This window comes from Corynebacterium glyciniphilum AJ 3170, from assembly GCF_000626675.1.
Classification (GTDB): Bacteria; Actinomycetota; Actinomycetes; order Mycobacteriales; family Mycobacteriaceae; genus Corynebacterium; species Corynebacterium glyciniphilum.
The window spans coordinates 1,345,899-1,361,015 of sequence record NZ_CP006842.1; the positions used below are offsets into that span (position 1 = coordinate 1,345,899).

The 15,117-nt window shown below is 61.6% G+C and carries 17 protein-coding genes; 7 read left to right on the forward strand and 10 right to left on the reverse strand.

What is annotated here, in order from left to right:
- Nucleotides 1-88 precede the first annotated feature (88 nt).
- The 8 genes from CGLY_RS06415 to CGLY_RS06440 all read right to left on the reverse strand — a co-directional run bounded on the left by CGLY_RS06415 (nt 89) and on the right by CGLY_RS06440 (nt 4,079).
- The gene (locus tag CGLY_RS06415) at nt 89-313 is read right to left on the reverse strand and encodes a hypothetical protein (protein WP_144313638.1); all 225 of its coding nucleotides are present in this window, start codon (nt 311-313) and stop codon (nt 89-91) included.
- A 221-nt stretch (nt 314-534) separates the two neighbouring features.
- Nucleotides 535-921 carry a hypothetical protein gene (locus CGLY_RS06420; protein WP_038547557.1) on the reverse strand — a complete coding sequence of 129 codons (387 nt, stop codon included), beginning with the start codon at nt 919-921 and terminating at the stop codon, nt 535-537.
- Nucleotides 922-966: 45 nt separating this feature from the next.
- Entirely contained in the window at nt 967-1,365 is a 399-nt protein-coding gene (locus CGLY_RS17370; protein WP_144313639.1) for a hypothetical protein, read from the reverse strand.
- A gap of 402 nt (nt 1,366-1,767) precedes the next feature.
- Nucleotides 1,768-2,289, reverse strand: a complete 522-nt coding sequence (locus CGLY_RS06425; RefSeq protein ID WP_038547560.1) for a hypothetical protein — start codon at nt 2,287-2,289, stop codon at nt 1,768-1,770.
- A 131-nt stretch (nt 2,290-2,420) separates the two neighbouring features.
- Entirely contained in the window at nt 2,421-2,582 is a 162-nt protein-coding gene (locus CGLY_RS17540; protein WP_158407376.1) for a hypothetical protein, read from the reverse strand.
- A gap of 394 nt (nt 2,583-2,976) precedes the next feature.
- Entirely contained in the window at nt 2,977-3,309 is a 333-nt protein-coding gene (locus CGLY_RS06430; RefSeq protein WP_038547563.1) for a hypothetical protein, read from the reverse strand.
- A gap of 51 nt (nt 3,310-3,360) precedes the next feature.
- Complete coding sequence (locus tag CGLY_RS06435; protein WP_052539782.1) at nt 3,361-3,768, reverse strand: ImmA/IrrE family metallo-endopeptidase; 408 nt, start codon at nt 3,766-3,768, stop codon at nt 3,361-3,363.
- 98 nt (nt 3,769-3,866) lie between these two features.
- The gene (locus CGLY_RS06440) at nt 3,867-4,079 is read right to left on the reverse strand and encodes a hypothetical protein (RefSeq protein WP_038547566.1); all 213 of its coding nucleotides are present in this window, start codon (nt 4,077-4,079) and stop codon (nt 3,867-3,869) included.
- Between the two features lie 43 nt (nt 4,080-4,122).
- On the opposite strand from CGLY_RS06440, the gene CGLY_RS06445 reads away from it, so the two are divergent.
- The 3 genes from CGLY_RS06445 to CGLY_RS06460 all read left to right on the forward strand — a co-directional run bounded on the left by CGLY_RS06445 (nt 4,123) and on the right by CGLY_RS06460 (nt 7,639).
- Nucleotides 4,123-4,323, forward strand: a complete 201-nt coding sequence (locus CGLY_RS06445) for a hypothetical protein (protein WP_038547569.1) — start codon at nt 4,123-4,125, stop codon at nt 4,321-4,323.
- A gap of 1,729 nt (nt 4,324-6,052) precedes the next feature.
- Complete coding sequence (locus CGLY_RS16700) at nt 6,053-6,337, forward strand: hypothetical protein (protein ID WP_144313640.1); 285 nt, start codon at nt 6,053-6,055, stop codon at nt 6,335-6,337.
- Nucleotides 6,338-6,877: 540 nt separating this feature from the next.
- Nucleotides 6,878-7,639 (forward strand): DUF5677 domain-containing protein, encoded by a 762-nt coding sequence (locus CGLY_RS06460; RefSeq protein ID WP_144313641.1) that lies wholly within the window; start codon nt 6,878-6,880, stop codon nt 7,637-7,639.
- A 569-nt stretch (nt 7,640-8,208) separates the two neighbouring features.
- On the opposite strand, the gene CGLY_RS06465 is transcribed toward CGLY_RS06460, so the two are convergent.
- Together CGLY_RS06465 and CGLY_RS06470 are read right to left on the reverse strand one after the other, a co-directional pair.
- Nucleotides 8,209-8,754: a DUF402 domain-containing protein gene (locus tag CGLY_RS06465; protein ID WP_038547600.1), complete on the reverse strand. Its 546-nt coding sequence runs from the start codon at nt 8,752-8,754 to the stop codon at nt 8,209-8,211.
- 23 nt (nt 8,755-8,777) lie between these two features.
- Nucleotides 8,778-9,593 (reverse strand): Rv1157c family protein, encoded by an 816-nt coding sequence (locus tag CGLY_RS06470; RefSeq protein WP_227590410.1) that lies wholly within the window; start codon nt 9,591-9,593, stop codon nt 8,778-8,780.
- A gap of 215 nt (nt 9,594-9,808) precedes the next feature.
- On the opposite strand from CGLY_RS06470, the gene typA reads away from it, so the two are divergent.
- Genes typA through CGLY_RS06490 form a run of 4 tightly spaced genes read left to right on the forward strand, consistent with a single transcriptional unit; the run spans nt 9,809 to nt 15,030 of the window.
- A complete protein-coding gene (gene typA, locus CGLY_RS06475; RefSeq protein WP_038547603.1) occupies nt 9,809-11,719 on the forward strand; it encodes a translational GTPase TypA in 1,911 nt (636 codons plus the stop codon).
- A gap of 42 nt (nt 11,720-11,761) precedes the next feature.
- Nucleotides 11,762-13,630, forward strand: a complete 1,869-nt coding sequence (locus tag CGLY_RS06480) for an ABC transporter family substrate-binding protein (RefSeq protein WP_052539789.1) — start codon at nt 11,762-11,764, stop codon at nt 13,628-13,630.
- Complete coding sequence (gene mshB / locus CGLY_RS06485) at nt 13,623-14,570, forward strand: N-acetyl-1-D-myo-inositol-2-amino-2-deoxy-alpha-D-glucopyranoside deacetylase (RefSeq protein WP_407080805.1); 948 nt, start codon at nt 13,623-13,625, stop codon at nt 14,568-14,570. Before CGLY_RS06480 ends, mshB begins: the two co-directional genes overlap by 8 nt.
- A 4-nt stretch (nt 14,571-14,574) precedes the next feature.
- On the forward strand, nt 14,575-15,030 hold the full coding sequence (locus CGLY_RS06490; protein ID WP_052539791.1) for a hypothetical protein: 456 nt from the start codon (nt 14,575-14,577) through the stop codon (nt 15,028-15,030).
- Nucleotides 15,031-15,117: the final 87 nt, after the last annotated feature.

Here is a 15,117-nt window from a genome sequence, read left to right on the forward strand (position 1 = left end):
CTACGCTCCTTGTGTATGCTGGTGATACGGAGACGTTCTGGCCCCCATCCTCTTAACCAGGGTGGGGGGGCACGCTTCTGTCGGGTTGCTATCCGACTTCGACGACGATGTCGAAGACGATGTTTTCGCTGGTCTCTGGATCCTTGATCGTGGCGGTGGTTCCTCCGGGGTTCAGGGGCGTGAACCCTGGGTTGAACGTTGCGGATCCGTCATTCCGCCCGGGGGCGAAGCGTGCGATGGTGTCGTCTGCGGTGCTTCCCTCTGTCCACGAGGCGGCGTTACTGGCCACGTTGATGACGAGGGGTCTGTACATGGCGATTGTTATAGGACTGTTTTTGGCCAGTTCTTCGGGAGTGAGGATGACGGGCGCTGGCATGGCAGCGGATGTGTTCATCTCAGATTCTGTCGTCATGGCTTCTTGGCTGTTAGCGGCACAGCTCGCGAGAGCTATTGGCATACCGATTGTGATGGCGATAGCGAGTACGCGAAGTTCCATCTGCTGTCCGTTCTTCTTTGGGGTTCTGGATCGCTGGCCTAGTCGATATTGGTGATTGTTGGTGTTGACGTCATCTCGAGGTGTTCGGTTAGCTTGCATTGGTAACGAACGGATCGTTGTTCGTTGTTCTCGTCAGTAATCTCTGTCTTCCCCTGGACGAGCCATAGGTCACCGTCTCGTTTTCCGACATCCACGTCCGACCAACTGGCATCTTCTGCAACTGTGACTGTGCTATCGATCTTGTTCTGGCATGCTCTGATGGCTTCGCCTTCGGTCATTGACGTGAACATGATGTATCCGACGTAAGCTGCGCCCGCTACGACGAGGGTCCCACCCATGAGACTCCAGGGCAGCAGTGTTTTGTACCAAGGCTTTGCATCCGTTGTTTGGTCCTTATCGCGTTCAGAGCGCTCGGGCAATGTCATTCTGTGGTCGCTTTCGGTCCTGAAGATCGGCAGGGGTCTTCTTCGTTATAGGTCGGGGTAGGGCTCTGTATCGTTGAGGTGTACCACGCGGTCGCCGCCGAAGAGGAGCCGGTCTGCGTCGTCTGGGATCCACTGAGCTGCGTAGATCTGTTCGCTCTCGCCTGCTGGAACGTACGTTGACCACCGTTCAAAACCTGCCGGTGTGTAGCAGGGGGCGAGAGTAGCTTGTTCCGGTTTGCCGCCTGGGCGTAGGTACTGGGGGTGCCAGATTGATGCTGTGTCCGGTTTACGGCTTACGACTTCTCTGGTGGCCCACATTTGGACGAGTTTCTTTCCTTCAACTTCGGGTGTTTCTAGTGTGCCGTTGATGTCGCTTGATTGTGCACAGGGGCCGCCGACTGTGATGTGTTCGATGGTGGAGTATTCTTCGCCGCGGTCGGTCACGTGGTGGGTTCGTTCGCCTATGTGCATGGGCAGCGTGGGACGTGGAGCGGCTGCCGTGGCGTGGGTTGGGGTCGTGGTGGTGGGCGGTTCACTATCGGTGCACGCGGTAAGGATGAGGAGCATCGCTATAGCAGCTGCGAGGAGTGATATCCGGTGTGGTCTCATCCGTGTCCTTCTTCTCAAATGATCGGTACTGCTCGTCCTCATTACTCTGCCCGGCGATGGGGGGCGTATTCTTGCGCGGGGTTAGATCTTGAGGACGAGTGAAATGATCATCAGTGCTACGAAAAACCCACCTGGTATGGACACGATCGTGGCAACGACAGCGATCAGTATGACGAGAGCACGTGGCGGTTTCTGGTCTGGCTTAGTCATGTGAGTGCCTTGCCCCTCGGCTGCCTCTTACAGCTTTCCGGTCCAGACTGCTTCGTTGGTCAGGGGATCGATGTTTCCCCTGAACCGGAGCTCATAGTCGCCTGGGGTGCCGGGGGCGTTGTCGAAGCACACGGTTCCCTGTGCTTCCTGGCCTGGTTCGACGACGTTGGGAAGATGCTGTGTGTCGTCGTTTGCTGTTTGGAGGCGGGCCGTGTTCGACGGGTCGTAGAGCTTCCATGCGGCGAGGCCGTGGATGTCAAGTGGTTCGGCGTCGCTGGCGACTTTGATGTTGATGTCGACGCAGGTGTGCTTTTGTTCTGACTGTTCGGCGGGGCGGAGGTTCGTAGGTGTGATTTCAGCTCCGGCGACCGTGAGGGGTTGGCCGATTCTAGCTTCGTCTTCTGAGGCCTCAGTGGCTTCTGTTGTCGTACTGTTTGCCGGGGCCGTGGTTTGGTTGGTGTCGGCAGTTTCATCGTTAGTCGTGCAGGCTGATAGCGCGAGGGGGACGGCAAGAATCAGCGCGACTGTGGCGGTTCTTCTGACGGTCATGTTCTTGGATTCTCTCTGAGAGCGGGGAGGGGTGGTGATTGGCGGTGTTGTGATCGCCGGGTGCTCAGGGGTCGGAACCATGATAGGCGATTGTGACGTCCTCTTGCTGGTCAGCGATACGTGAACTCTCATCATCTTGCCCGGCCGGGGGCTATTTTCGTGCCAGGGGGTTCCATGGTGGGGTTGCCGTTGTCGTCGTAGTACCGGGGTGAGGTCTCGCCGGTCTCCTTGTCGAACCAGATCGGGTTGCCGTTGTCGTCGTAGTAGCCGCACGTTTCAGCGGGCCGACGCATCCGCCGGATCGGTACGGCTCTTCGTACACCGGGGTGGGTTCCGTGAGTCGGTAGAACTCGTCGGGGTCGATGACCCCGTTGGAGGGGTTGCAGTCGGCGTAGTTCCATACGTAGGCGTCGGTGCCGGGGCAGCGGGTTCCTTGACCTGGCGGTGCCCAGATGCCCTGTTGTTCGGGGACGGGTTCGACTGCTGCTGGTTCGTCGACGACGGGCTCCGGGGCGGGTGTCTCCGATGATGTGCTGCTGGTCGTACTCGAGGTGGTTGCGCTTGTGGTACTGGTGGTCGTGGATGCGGCACTGCTCGTCGTGGGCGCTGGGGCCTGGTCGTCGTTGCCGCACGCGGCGAGGACGAGGGGAATCGCGAACAGTGCAGCAAGGGCAGATCGTCGGATGCTCATCGGGCAGTGCCTGCTTTGCGAATCGCAGCACCGATACGCGAAAGGATCATGCCGATGAACCCCGCGCCGGAAAAGATTGCGAAGATGATGGAGAATGCGAGGTCTTCGGTGTATCTGACTTCATCAAGGGCGATGAACGTGAGGAGTCCGCAAATGGCGAAGATCAGGGCGGAGACGGTCGTCCAGGCGGTGAATCCGTCAATGGTTCTTGCCGGGTTCGCCAGTGGTGCGTGGTAGTTGGCTGGGGTGCCGATGCCGGTGTGGTTCTGTTGGATGGCTTGCTGGGCAGCACTGGGGCGGCCTGGTTGGGGTGGCTGGTTGGTGGTCATGGTCGTCTCCTCATGTGGGGTGGGCCTGCCGTCGTCAGCCCGGCAGTCTATTTAGTTTCTCACAGTGATCTTATGAGGGGTGGTGTGGACCATGGCCCGCCATACCTCGACGAGATGCCGAGTGACTCCAAGGGCCCAGGCGATAGCGCCGACATGGGGGCCGTACTGCGCTTCGGCTTCCTGGTAGGCGTCCGGGTCGATGAGCATGCGGGCTGCGTACTCGTCGGCACGGCGCTCCTGGCGGTTGTGGAGTACCTGGTTGGCGGTGGGCTGGTGACCGTAGGTGTGGTGGCCGAGTTCGTGGGCGAGGGTGCATCGTCGAGCTATGGGCCCGAGGTCTGATCGGAGAGTGATGCTGCCGTCCGGATGTCGCCGACCTTTCTCGCCGCCGTGGTGGTCGTCCACGGCGATGTTGTTCTCCCTGGCATAGGCCTCAGGGTCCGTCGTGGTAATCGTCATCGCCCTCCTCTGGTTCGGTGTCGCTGCTATCAGCAACGTATTCGAGGGGACGGACACTTGGAGTAGTTTCATCGGGTTCTCCCTGTTCGGGGCCGAAACTATGGGGGGGAGTCTGACCGGAGGTCGACAACATTGTTGCGGTCGTCCATCTCGGGGTTGATGACGTCTTCGGTGCGCCCGAAGAGGTACTGGGCTTCGGGGTCGGAGCGGCGCATGATGCCGTCGAGGAGCTGCTTGTTGGTGGCCTGGTCGATAGCAGCGTCAATGCTGACGCCTTCAATCTCCCACGGCTGCAGGTAGCCGGTCTCCACGAGGCTGTCGACGGCCGAGCACTGGCAGCAGCTGGCGGATCAGATGAACCAGTTCACTCGGCTACAGGTGAACGAGTTGAAGCGGCTGCTCAAGGCGAGCAATGAGCGAGTGGACAGCCTAGAGAATCGAGTGAGCGTGCTGGAGTCGAAGTACCGTGCGGCGCTGACGTCGATCCGTCGCCTGTTGCAACGGCATCCGGAGTCAGCGGATGTGGTCGCAGATGATATCCGGCACGACCTGTAGATTCGCCTGCTTGTGTCACCATCTGTGCTGTACCGACCACGGTCCTCGTCTGCGATCAGGCACCCCCGTTTCAGGGTGGTTATGTTGCCGAGCGTAACGAACTGCCCCAGCCCGTCGGTACACTTGCGCCCGTGATGCGGAACCCCGCGTTACCTCAGTTTTTCACCTTCAATCGAAAGGTAGATCATCATGATCGAAACCATTCAGGGCATCATCACCACCGTCTCCGAGGCTCTCGTTTCCGTCTTCGAGTCCATCGTCGGCTCCATCAACGCCGGTGGCGCTGAGGGCGGCGCTGAGTAATACACTCAGCTCAATGTTCCCTGCACTGCGGTGCAGGGGATTTTTTATGCGCCATGACGCATCGTGACAACGCTATAAGTGGCATGAATCACAACACCCCCAGGGGTGAAGTTCGCGCAATGTTTGTTGGGATTGAGATAGTGTCGAATTCGTACGAGAGCGTGATGACCTCTCGTGCTTGACCATCTTGGTGGTCATCCTTTCGAAGAGTCTCGCGCACCCCGAACATAGTTGCCGTTCGGGGTGTGCGTTCCTTCGCTTGGCGGGGGTAATCATTCGCGCTGCTAGATATGCGTTTCGTTACGTTTGCGGGGGTACTGGTTTTGGGACCGTAACGAAGACGCGGCGCGCCTCGGTAGTGTCACTGTCACGGCGGGAACACTCGCTGTATCTACTTCACACTCTTGAGGAGATCATCATGATCGAGACCATCCAGTCCATCATCGACACCGTTGCTACCGCTCTCGTCGACGTCTTCACTGCCATCGTCGGCTCCATCCAGGGCAACTAAGCTCTAGATCGATTAGCCCCCGCACTTCGGTGCGGGGGCTTTTTGCGTTGAGCAGAGTGCCAGATAGGCCAGGGGCATGATGTCGCCAGAGTCGGTAGATTGACTGTCGTGGGAGACGTGGCCCTGTCGTGTGGTGATCGCGGGTCTACGACGGCCCGTCTCCCACTCACATCCTCAATTTTCCCCGTCTGCGTTTGTTTTTGATAGCATTGCGTCCGGCGGTCCGAGTGGTGTCGCCGTCATCTCAGAGCTCTCGCCGTCTCCGAGACGGTGGGGGCTCTTCACTGCATCGGGGGCAGTTTTCACCGTTTGGGGGTCTTGGCAGGTGCGATGCAGCTAAGTTGGGTACTGGCGGGAGATAGGTGAACACTTGAACCTGCTTGTCCTCATCGTCTCCGGGTGGTGGGGACATTCCTGTTTCTAGAGACACTGCGGTGATGGCGTCGGTACGCTGTCCACTGGCGGGGTCCCCTAGCCCCCGCTCGGGTTGAGCGCCACCGACTCCCCTCAGGCGTGCAGCTCGCCGACAGTCTCTACAGGCGCGCTGATAGCTCAGGAGACAGGAAGAGCTCGAGGTGGATATCGAGCGCAATCAAGGTAGATAAGCGCTTGAAAGTGCGTAGCGAATGACTGCAATTCTGCGTGCGCTTGTTAGTAGATCACGGACGCGATTTAGGTCGCTACAGTTTAAGGATGAAGTGATTCACGCTGACCTCCAACAGTTGCGCAGGATTGTCGAGCGTTCGCGCCTCCGCTATCGTCTCCTAAGGCGAACGGGTACAGCACGGGCCCGCCCGACGGGGGAATTTCGTACGAGTGTGCTATGGTAGTTTAGTGAACTTTCCTAGAGCTAATCAGAAGGATGGGCCCCTCGCAGGCCACGTCCGTAATAAGCGTGTCTTCAAACCGCCGCTGGTGGCGACTGGAGTACTGGATATGGGCAACTGGATCAAGGATGACTTTCCGGACTTGCTGTGGCCTGCATTGATCCTTGCCAGTCGTGGTGAGGATGGCATCCGTGACTTGATTCACTGGCAGAAGGCTGTTCAGGAACGTCTCTCCCGTCACGGTGAGAACGGGTGGGTGGCGGAGCGTCTTGACGGACGCCTTACCTCGCTGGATGACCTTACGGAGAAGTTCCCGGATGCTGAGACAATCGTCGTTCAGGAGGCGCGGCGACGCGGTCTACTTGCTGGGTGAGTGACTCAAGTCTTGGCGTCATACTCACAGATACCCGCTCAGTGGATCTCCGGCGGGCTGGCTTTACAGCAGCCCGATGTGGAAGCCTTGGTACTTGTTCGCGATGCGCTGCTCGGGGTCATCGGGGATGGTCACCACGAAGCCCTCATCAAGTGTTTGCGGATCTGGAGCACCGTCCAAGCGGCGACATTCCGATCTGACGGCGAGACGATTGACTTGCTGAAGGACTATCCTGACAACCTCGGTAATCGGGCGAAGGCCGATGCGACTATTCGGGCAATGTGGGGTGCCCACAAAGGTCTGTTGAAGAAAAGAGACTCGAGCTGCTTCGATGCGGCAACCGACTGGGCTCGAGTCTTTTGGTGTGCTAATTCTGTGACTTCGGATTGTATCCGGCAGCGGGACCTTGACTCGTCGAGCGGTAACTCCCAGGATCCAGCTGAGGCAGCTGAGGAGGAGGCCGCCGAGGAAGAGGTTGAGATGACACCGGCTTAGATCCCCGAAGGTGGTCGGTACTTGCGGGGGTTCGTAATGGATCTTATGGGCAGCTTTGTCGAGGCCCTCGAGAGAGCCCCGTCGAACCTGTATGCGCAGGAGCGGCAGGAGGTTGTATCAGGACTAGTTTCGCGTGCGGGGCGTGACCTGATTGCCGTGCTCGGTGCGCCGTCGCTGGGGTGCCTTGAACACGGTGCAAACATCATGCGCATGCTAGTCGAGATCGAGGTCTATCTGCGTTGGATGGCAACTCAAGATCTGGGGATCTACAAGCAGTTTCAAGAGTACGGAGCGGGGAAAGCGAAGCTGTACGCCCAAATCTTTGACGAGCTTCCAGATCACGTGCGTACAGCAGGGTTTCGCGAGAGCATCGAGGAGTTGCGCCGGCTTAGCCGCAATGACAACCCTCTTGATCTGCGGACCGTCGACACTCGGGATACGTTTGCTGAGGGGAAGTCCATCCGCGCGATGGCGCAGGACGGAGGCCTCCTTGACTTCTATCGGCATGCGTACTCAATATCTAGCGGGGTTGCTCACTCCGAGTGGTGGTCAATCGAAAAGCACGCAATGGAGAGATGCTACAACGTGCTTCATGGGATGCACCTGATCCCGAGCTTGTCGATCAATCCGGGAAGCGACGTCGAGTTGGCTCGTGCTTGGGTGGACCAGTTCTATGCGCTGATGCGGGACGGCCTTGAGATTCTTCGGACGGATGAGTCGGCCGTCGCACGCGCTTTCAGCTGGCTCGACGCCGATAGGAGTCCTGCCACCGCGGAGGCACCAGACGGTGACTCGGGACCAACGTGAGTGACACCTCTCACGAGAAACCTGACGAAGTAGCGCCACAACAGGGCCCGTCCGGCTGGACGGTCCTGCCGTCTAGTGTTCGCTCAACTTTGGGCGTCGCGAGAGGGTGACTTGGGGTCCTTGCATGGGCGCAGGGAGAGTGGATTGCCATCCCGCACTCATCCCGCATCAGGCCCCATAAAGACCACAATTACCGCACTGTCCATAGCCGCCATAGGGCGTTGACCTGCAGAGATAATTTGACCTGCGGGTCACGGTAGATCGCGCAGATCTATGAGGGCACCAACCAGGTCTGCCGCATGGTCATGGGCCGCCAGATCCTCACGTAGAACTCCGGACACACAGTTGACCCCCGGCCCAGAGGGCCGGGGGTCAACTGCTGACGTTTCAAGAGGAGAATGCTCAGCTGCCGTATACGGGGTGTCCTTCCGGTCGCTTCTCTGCCTGCCGGCCACCGTTGCGGTGGCTCTGACAATCAACTTACGACCGTGATCTTGGAGGATCCTGGCAGTGCGCTGCAGTGTCGGTGGAAATTCACGTAGCGGTCGCGCAGGAAGCCGTGCAGGCGGCTACGCCGTTTGGGGAGCTGCCAGTGTGACGTTCTCGGCCCAGGACAGGGTGAACCCTTGAGCCCCCAACCAGTTGTCGACTCCGCCTTCGTCCAGCATGCCGTTGATGAGACGTTGGGAGGATTCTAGAGCGCGTGCTGTTGTAGCGGCGTCGAGGTGGCCGGCGCTGAGTGCCTCACCGAGCTCCTCCAGGTCGAGAACCTCCCACCGTCCCCCGGCATAGGTGACCAGGTCGACATACAGGTCCGTGGTCCGCCACAGTGGGCCGTCACGCTCGATGAGTGCGATGTCCACGTAGAGATCTTGGTCAGCGAACCGGCCGCCTTCGCCGGCGCGGAAGTGAAAGCGGTTGACGCGTAGATCAAGCGGCGGGATCAACCAGCTCTCGAGGTAACCGAAGCGCGGGTGATCCGCAGGCCTGGCCATGTACAGCATTCCGTCACGCTGGTCCCACCGGTCCACCTGACGGCGACAGCCTTTGGGATCAGTGTTGCTCAGCCTGGGAACGTCAAAGATCTCGACCTTGGGCGGATGCGTGGCACTCATGGAGGTGTCGTGGCCGTATGGAGTCAGCGAACGTTGAAGATCCCGGCGGTCGGCAGGAAAGTGCAGTTGCCCTGCGCGCCCTCCTCATTGGTGGTGACGCCGCCTTCCAGCAGGGCGAGGACATTGCCGGGGCCGGTGTCCGCCAGACCGTTGATGGTCGCCGGGCCCTCGGGGTTGATCCCGCCGTAGGCAAGTTCCGTCTGACCGATTCTGCCGTTGTTGATGTTTACCCAGTGCACCCGCATCCCGGTGTTCTGTTTTTCGGCAACGGTCCCGGTCCCCAATGCCGTGAACACGAACGAGACATGACCACCGGGAACGCCAGGTAGTGGCAGTTCGGCGGGACCGGGGACGCCCATGGCCAAGCCGACGGCGTTGCTGGTGCCCCCGATGCAGTTCGACGCGAGCGTCGGCCAACCGAACTGGGTGAACCCTGGAGCGTTCTCCGGGAGACCGACGCCGGGCTCCCCGTCACCGCGGAAGAAGCTGACGACCCGTTTGAGAATGTCGCCGACGTTGGCGGGAACATCGGGACTGTTGGCGAAGTCCTCGATCTGCTGCAGGAGCTCTGGCGTGGGGCGCCCGAGGTTGTCGATCGGCAGATCGGGGAGACCGGGTAGCGCAGGGGCGGAATGTGCCGCCGGCGCTGCGGCCAGCGAGGCACCGGTGGACACGGCTACGGCGGCCAGGACGGCGGAGACCGCGCGGGAGATGCGACGGGCGGGTCGTCCGGTCCGTGCGATCCGCGAGGTGCGGGTGAACTGGGAAAGCACTGTCAGCCTCTCGGTGGTTATGAATCGTGCCGTCGACGAGGACGTCACGAACGCATCAAACGTCACATTGGTCACAACAGTAACATGGGTAACAGGAGGCGACCAAGGTTCTCTTTTGACCACCATAGCAGTGACGGACGTTAACCCATGCTGGATTGCGTCGATGAGAAAAAATGCCACTCTGTCGAGTACCCTGGAGCGTCGTTGTCCCCCCGGGGCCGCTCAGCGGTGCCCCGGGCCCCCGACCTCGACCGACTCTCAATTAGGAAGCTGAAGGATCTGTGTCACTGACTGAATTCCGTAATGTCGCCATCGTCGCCCACGTTGACCACGGCAAGACCACCCTCGTCGACGCAATGTTGCGTCAGTCCGGGGTGTTCGATGCCCACGGCGAGGTCGAGGACCGTGTCATGGATTCGGGGGATCTGGAGAAAGAGAAGGGCATCACCATCCTGGCCAAGAACACGGCGATCCGCCGTGCCGGCCTCGGTAAGGACGGCGGTGACCTGGTTATCAACGTCATCGACACGCCCGGTCACGCCGACTTCGGCGGTGAGGTGGAGCGCGCGCTGTCGATGGTCGACGGTGTCGTCCTGCTGATCGACGCATCCGAGGGGCCCCTTCCCCAGACGCGTTTCGTGCTGGGTAAGGCACTCGAGGCCAAGATGCCCGTGATGATCTGCGTCAACAAGACCGACCGTCCGGACGCCCGCATCGACGAGGTCGTCACCGAAGCGCAGGACCTGCTCCTCGAGCTCGCTGCCGCTCTCGACGACGAGGAAGCGGCAGCTGCCGCGGAAACGCTGCTGGATCTGCCGGTCCTCTACGCTTCGGGCCGTGCAGGCAAGGCCTCCACCGAGAATCCCGGCAACGGGAACGTCCCCGACGCAGAGGATCTCCAGGCACTCTTCGATGTCCTCTACGATGTGCTTCCGGAGCCCTCCGCGGACATCGAGGCACCGCTGCAGGCTCACGTGACCAACCTGGACTCGAGCTCCTTCCTTGGCCGCATCGGCCTGATCCGCGTCTTCGCGGGCACGATCCGCAAGGGTCAGCAGGTCTCCTGGATCCACTATGACGCCGACGGGGTCGAGCACACCAAGACCGCCAAGATCGCGGAGCTCCTGCGTACCGTCGGTGTGTCCCGCGTCCCGGCCGAGGAAGTTATCGCCGGCGACATTGCCGCGATCTCGGGTATCGAGGACATCATGATCGGTGACACTCTCGCTGATCCCGAGCATCCGGTGGCGCTGCCTCGTATCACCGTTGACGAGCCGGCGATCTCGATGACCATCGGTGTGAACACCTCTCCTATGGCCGGACGCGGTGGTGGCGACAAGCTGACCGCCCGTGTGGTCAAGGCCCGTCTGGACCAGGAACTGATCGGTAACGTCTCGATCCGCGTCCTGCCCACTGAGCGGCCCGACGCCTGGGAGGTGCAGGGGCGCGGTGAAATGGCGCTGTCGGTGCTCGTGGAGACGATGCGCCGCGAGGGCTTCGAGCTGACCGTCGGTAAACCCCAGGTGGTTACCCGGACCGTCGACGGCAAGCTCCAGGAACCCTACGAGCACATGATCATCGACGTCCCGGAAGAGCACCTCGGTGCCGTCACTCAGCTCATGGCTGCCCGTAAGGGTCGTATGGAAGGCATGGACAACACCGGTACCGGATGGATCAGGATGAACTTCACGGTTCCGTCCCGCGGCCTGATCGGTTTCCGGACCATCTTCATGACCGAGACCCGTGGTACCGGCATCGCCAACCACTACTCGGCTGGCTACGAGGCCTGGGCAGGGGAGATCAAGGACCGTCCCAACGGCTCCCTCGTTTCCGACCGCACCGGCCAGATCACCGCCTACGCGCTGACCCAGCTTGCCGACCGCGGTGACTTCTTCGTCGAGCCCGGTACGCAGACCTACGAGGGCATGGTCGTCGGTCAGAACAACCGCGACGAAGACATGGACATCAACATCACCAAGGAGAAGAAGCTCACGAACATGCGTTCCGCAACTGCGGACGCGACCGTGACGCTGGCCAAGGCCCGCAACCTGACCCTTGACGAGGCCATGGAGTTCTGTGGCCAGGACGAGTGCGTGGAGGTCACGCCGGAGAACATCCGCGTGCGTAAGGTTATCCTCGGTGCCAACGAGCGTGCGCGCGCGCTGTCGCGTATGAAGGCCCGCAACAAGTAGGGCATTCCTTCCACAGTCCGGATTATGAGGAGCCGTCGCCAGGTGAAGCAGTTCAGTAGGTCTCGGCGGCGTCCGTCGTCCGTCGTCGTGGTTGCCTCGGTCGTCACCGCCTGCGGGCTCGCACTGTCCGCCTGCCAGGCGGATCCAGGCGACGCCCCCACCGTCGACGATGCGGAAGAAGCAGGGGAAGGGCGGCCGGACGAACCCGGATCCGGCGATACCGACGATGAAGCCTCCGCTGTTCCCGAGGAACTCCGCACGATCACTGTGGGGGTCGACCGGATCCCCGCCGATCTGAACCCCCACCTGGTCGGCTCCCGGTCGATGCTGACCTCCACCGTGGCCGACCTGACGTTGCCCAGTGCCTTCACCGTCGGGGAGGACGGTCGACGGACCGTGCTGAACTCAGATCTGCTGGAATCCGTCGATGTGCGTTCCGGCGACGAGGACGCACCGACGGAGGTGAGGTACACACTCGCGCATGAGGCACAGTGGTCTGACGGTACCCCGATCAGCGGCTCGGATTTCCACTACCTGTGGCAACAGGTCACGACGATGCCGGGGACCACGGACAACGCAGGTTACGCCGACATCAGCGACCTGACGGTGTCTGCAGGTGGCAACACCGTCACCGTCACGTTCTCCCGACCTCAGCAGGACTGGCGCGAGCTTTTCGCCCACCTGTTGCCCAGTCACATCTACGGCGCCGAGGGGCGGAACTTCACCACGGTGCTGGGTACTCTTCCGGCCGCCTCGGGTGGGGTCTACACTGTCCGGCAGTTCGATCCGGGGAGGGGAAACCTGGTTCTGGAGCGGAACACGAGGTACTGGGGCACATCACCGGCGAGGACGGACCGGGTCGTTTTTTCTGAGTCGGGTGACCTGAACACATCCACGCAGATGTTGCGTGCCGGTCAGTTCCAGATGCTGACAACGAGAAATGGCGCGGTGACCGCAGAGTCGGTGGCCAGTGTGCCCGGTGTAGGATCGACCACCGTTGATCTGGACACCCGGATGGACCTGGTCCCGAATGTCGCCGCAGGGCGTCTGGAGTCTGCCGAGGCGCGCAGGGCGTTGTTGTCCACCATCGACTCCGACCAGGTCGCACGGTTGGTGACCGGCGACCCCGACGCTGTCGCACCTGAGGGTGGTACCGGGGCTTTTCAGGGGCACACGGATTCCGACGATGCGGCCGAGATGCTCGGTGCTACCGCAGCCGACCCGTTGCGCATCGCCGCCGATACGTTGGATGACGAGGCCGTGGAGGCCGCCCGACGGGTCGTCGACCAGTTGGGGGCCGCGGGCGTTCCCGCCACCGTCGTGACGCCTACGGTGTCCGACCTGTACTCGTCATTTCTTCCTCGAGGGGACGTCGATGCTGTGGTGGTCTGGCAGGACCGCGAACGCTCGCGTACCGATGTGCGCAGTACCTTCGCCTGCGATGAGGCGGACCGTCCACTGCAGTCACCGTCCCAGCAGCTCCCGACTGAGTCAGAGTTGTCCACCGAGGCAGACGGCGGCGGGGACAACGCGGCTTCCTCGCAGGCACCGGACTCGACGATCGCGGAGGAGGCCCCGTCCACCACGACGGAACCGGACGAGGGGTCTCCGAACGCGCGCGGGTCGAATGTCTCGGGCGTCTGCGATGCTGAGCTGGAGGCCCTTCTGGACGACGGCACCGATGAACAGGTGGCCGATTATCTCTCAGGCCAGGCGCTGTCTCTGCCGTTGATCGGCGACCGGGTCGTCGTGGGGCGTTCCGCCGAACTCGCAGGCCCACCGGGCAGGATCGCCTCCTGGCCGGTAGGGGAGAGGTCCGGTCCCTTCACCACGGTCGCGGAATGGTTCAGGACCGTCGATTCCGAGACACTCAATGACACCGACACGACCCGGGAGGCCGACGATGAATGAGATGCCTGACGACGGCGATCTGACGGGACTACGTGTCGTGGCTGTCCATGCCCATCCCGACGACGAGTCCATCTGGGGTGGGTTGGCCATGGCCAACTGGGCCCGTCGGGGTGCGGACGTGACCGTGGTGACGTGCACACTCGGTGAGGAAGGAGAGGTCATCGGCGACAAATACGCCAGTCTTGTCGCCGACGACTGTGACATCCTCGGTGGTTACCGTATCGCCGAACTTCAGCGTGCGCTCGGGGCGCTCGGACTGGGGCGCCCGGTGTTTCTCGGTGGTCCGGGCCGGTGGCGTGACTCCGGGATGGCAGGAACCCCTGCTGCAGAGCACTCGCGCGCATTCGTGAATTCGGGTCAGCGTGCCGTTGACCAGCTCGGGGAGCTCTTCGATGAACATCGGCCCCACGTGGTCGTCACCTACGGCCCCGACGGCGGCTACGGGCACCCGGACCATATCAGGGCTCACGAGATCACCCATCGTGCTGCTGCCGACGCCGTCGGGGACGGACGGTGGGCTCCGGCCAGGATCTACTGGACAGCGCAGGAACGTGAACGCGTGGAGGAGGGGCTGCGTGCTCTCGACGCTCACGGTGCGCTGCCCGAGGGGTGGCGGCGCGCGGCGCCCGGAGACTTGGCCACGGTCCCCTCACGTGTCGTGGATGCCCGGGTTGAGGGCAGTGAGCAGGATGTCGCAGCCAAAAGGCGCGCAATGGCGGCTCATGCGACTCAGCTGTGGGTTGCGGACGGGTCCGTCTCGGACGTCAACGACCGTCCGCGGTACTCCTCGGGGCCGGTGGCCTTCTGTCTCTCCAATCTCATTGCTCAACCGTTGCTGGACTCTGAGAGCTACACACTCGGAGAAGAGTTCTCGACGAGGGCCGGTTTTTCCCCGGACACTCTGGACAGACTAGACTGTCTATTTGCAGAAGGGAGGTGACCCGATGAGTTCTGAAGATACGACAGCCGTGAACCCCGGCGCGGAGCCGCACTGGGGCGATCCGGAGCGTTCACAGGTCCGTCGGGACACCGCACGCTCGGAACGGGTGGCCGGTATCGTCTGGCTCTGTGTCGGGTCGCTGGTGGCGATTCTGTTGTCAGCGCTCTATCTGGGGTCGAGGATCACCGTCGGTGACCTGTCGGTGCCGTTTCCCTGGCCGGTGATCGTCGGCCCGTGGTTCAACTACGTGCTCGTGAAGACGGCACTGCTGTGGACCGACAATCGGCGGGTCGCTGCCGCGCCGTTGTGGGTGTGGTTGGCCGGATACGCTCTCCTGCTGTTCTGGCCGGTGCTACCTGGTCTGGGCGGTGACACGATCCTCGCCGGTACGGTGTGGGCCCTGCTTCTGCTCCCCCTGGGAGCGGCCGGTGGCGGTTGGGCATTACTGCGGTTGAAGTGAGAAGATCACAGCGACGACCACAGCCCCGGTGACTCCGGGGCGACTGATGAATACATTGAGAACTCTTGACAGTGACGAACTCCAGAA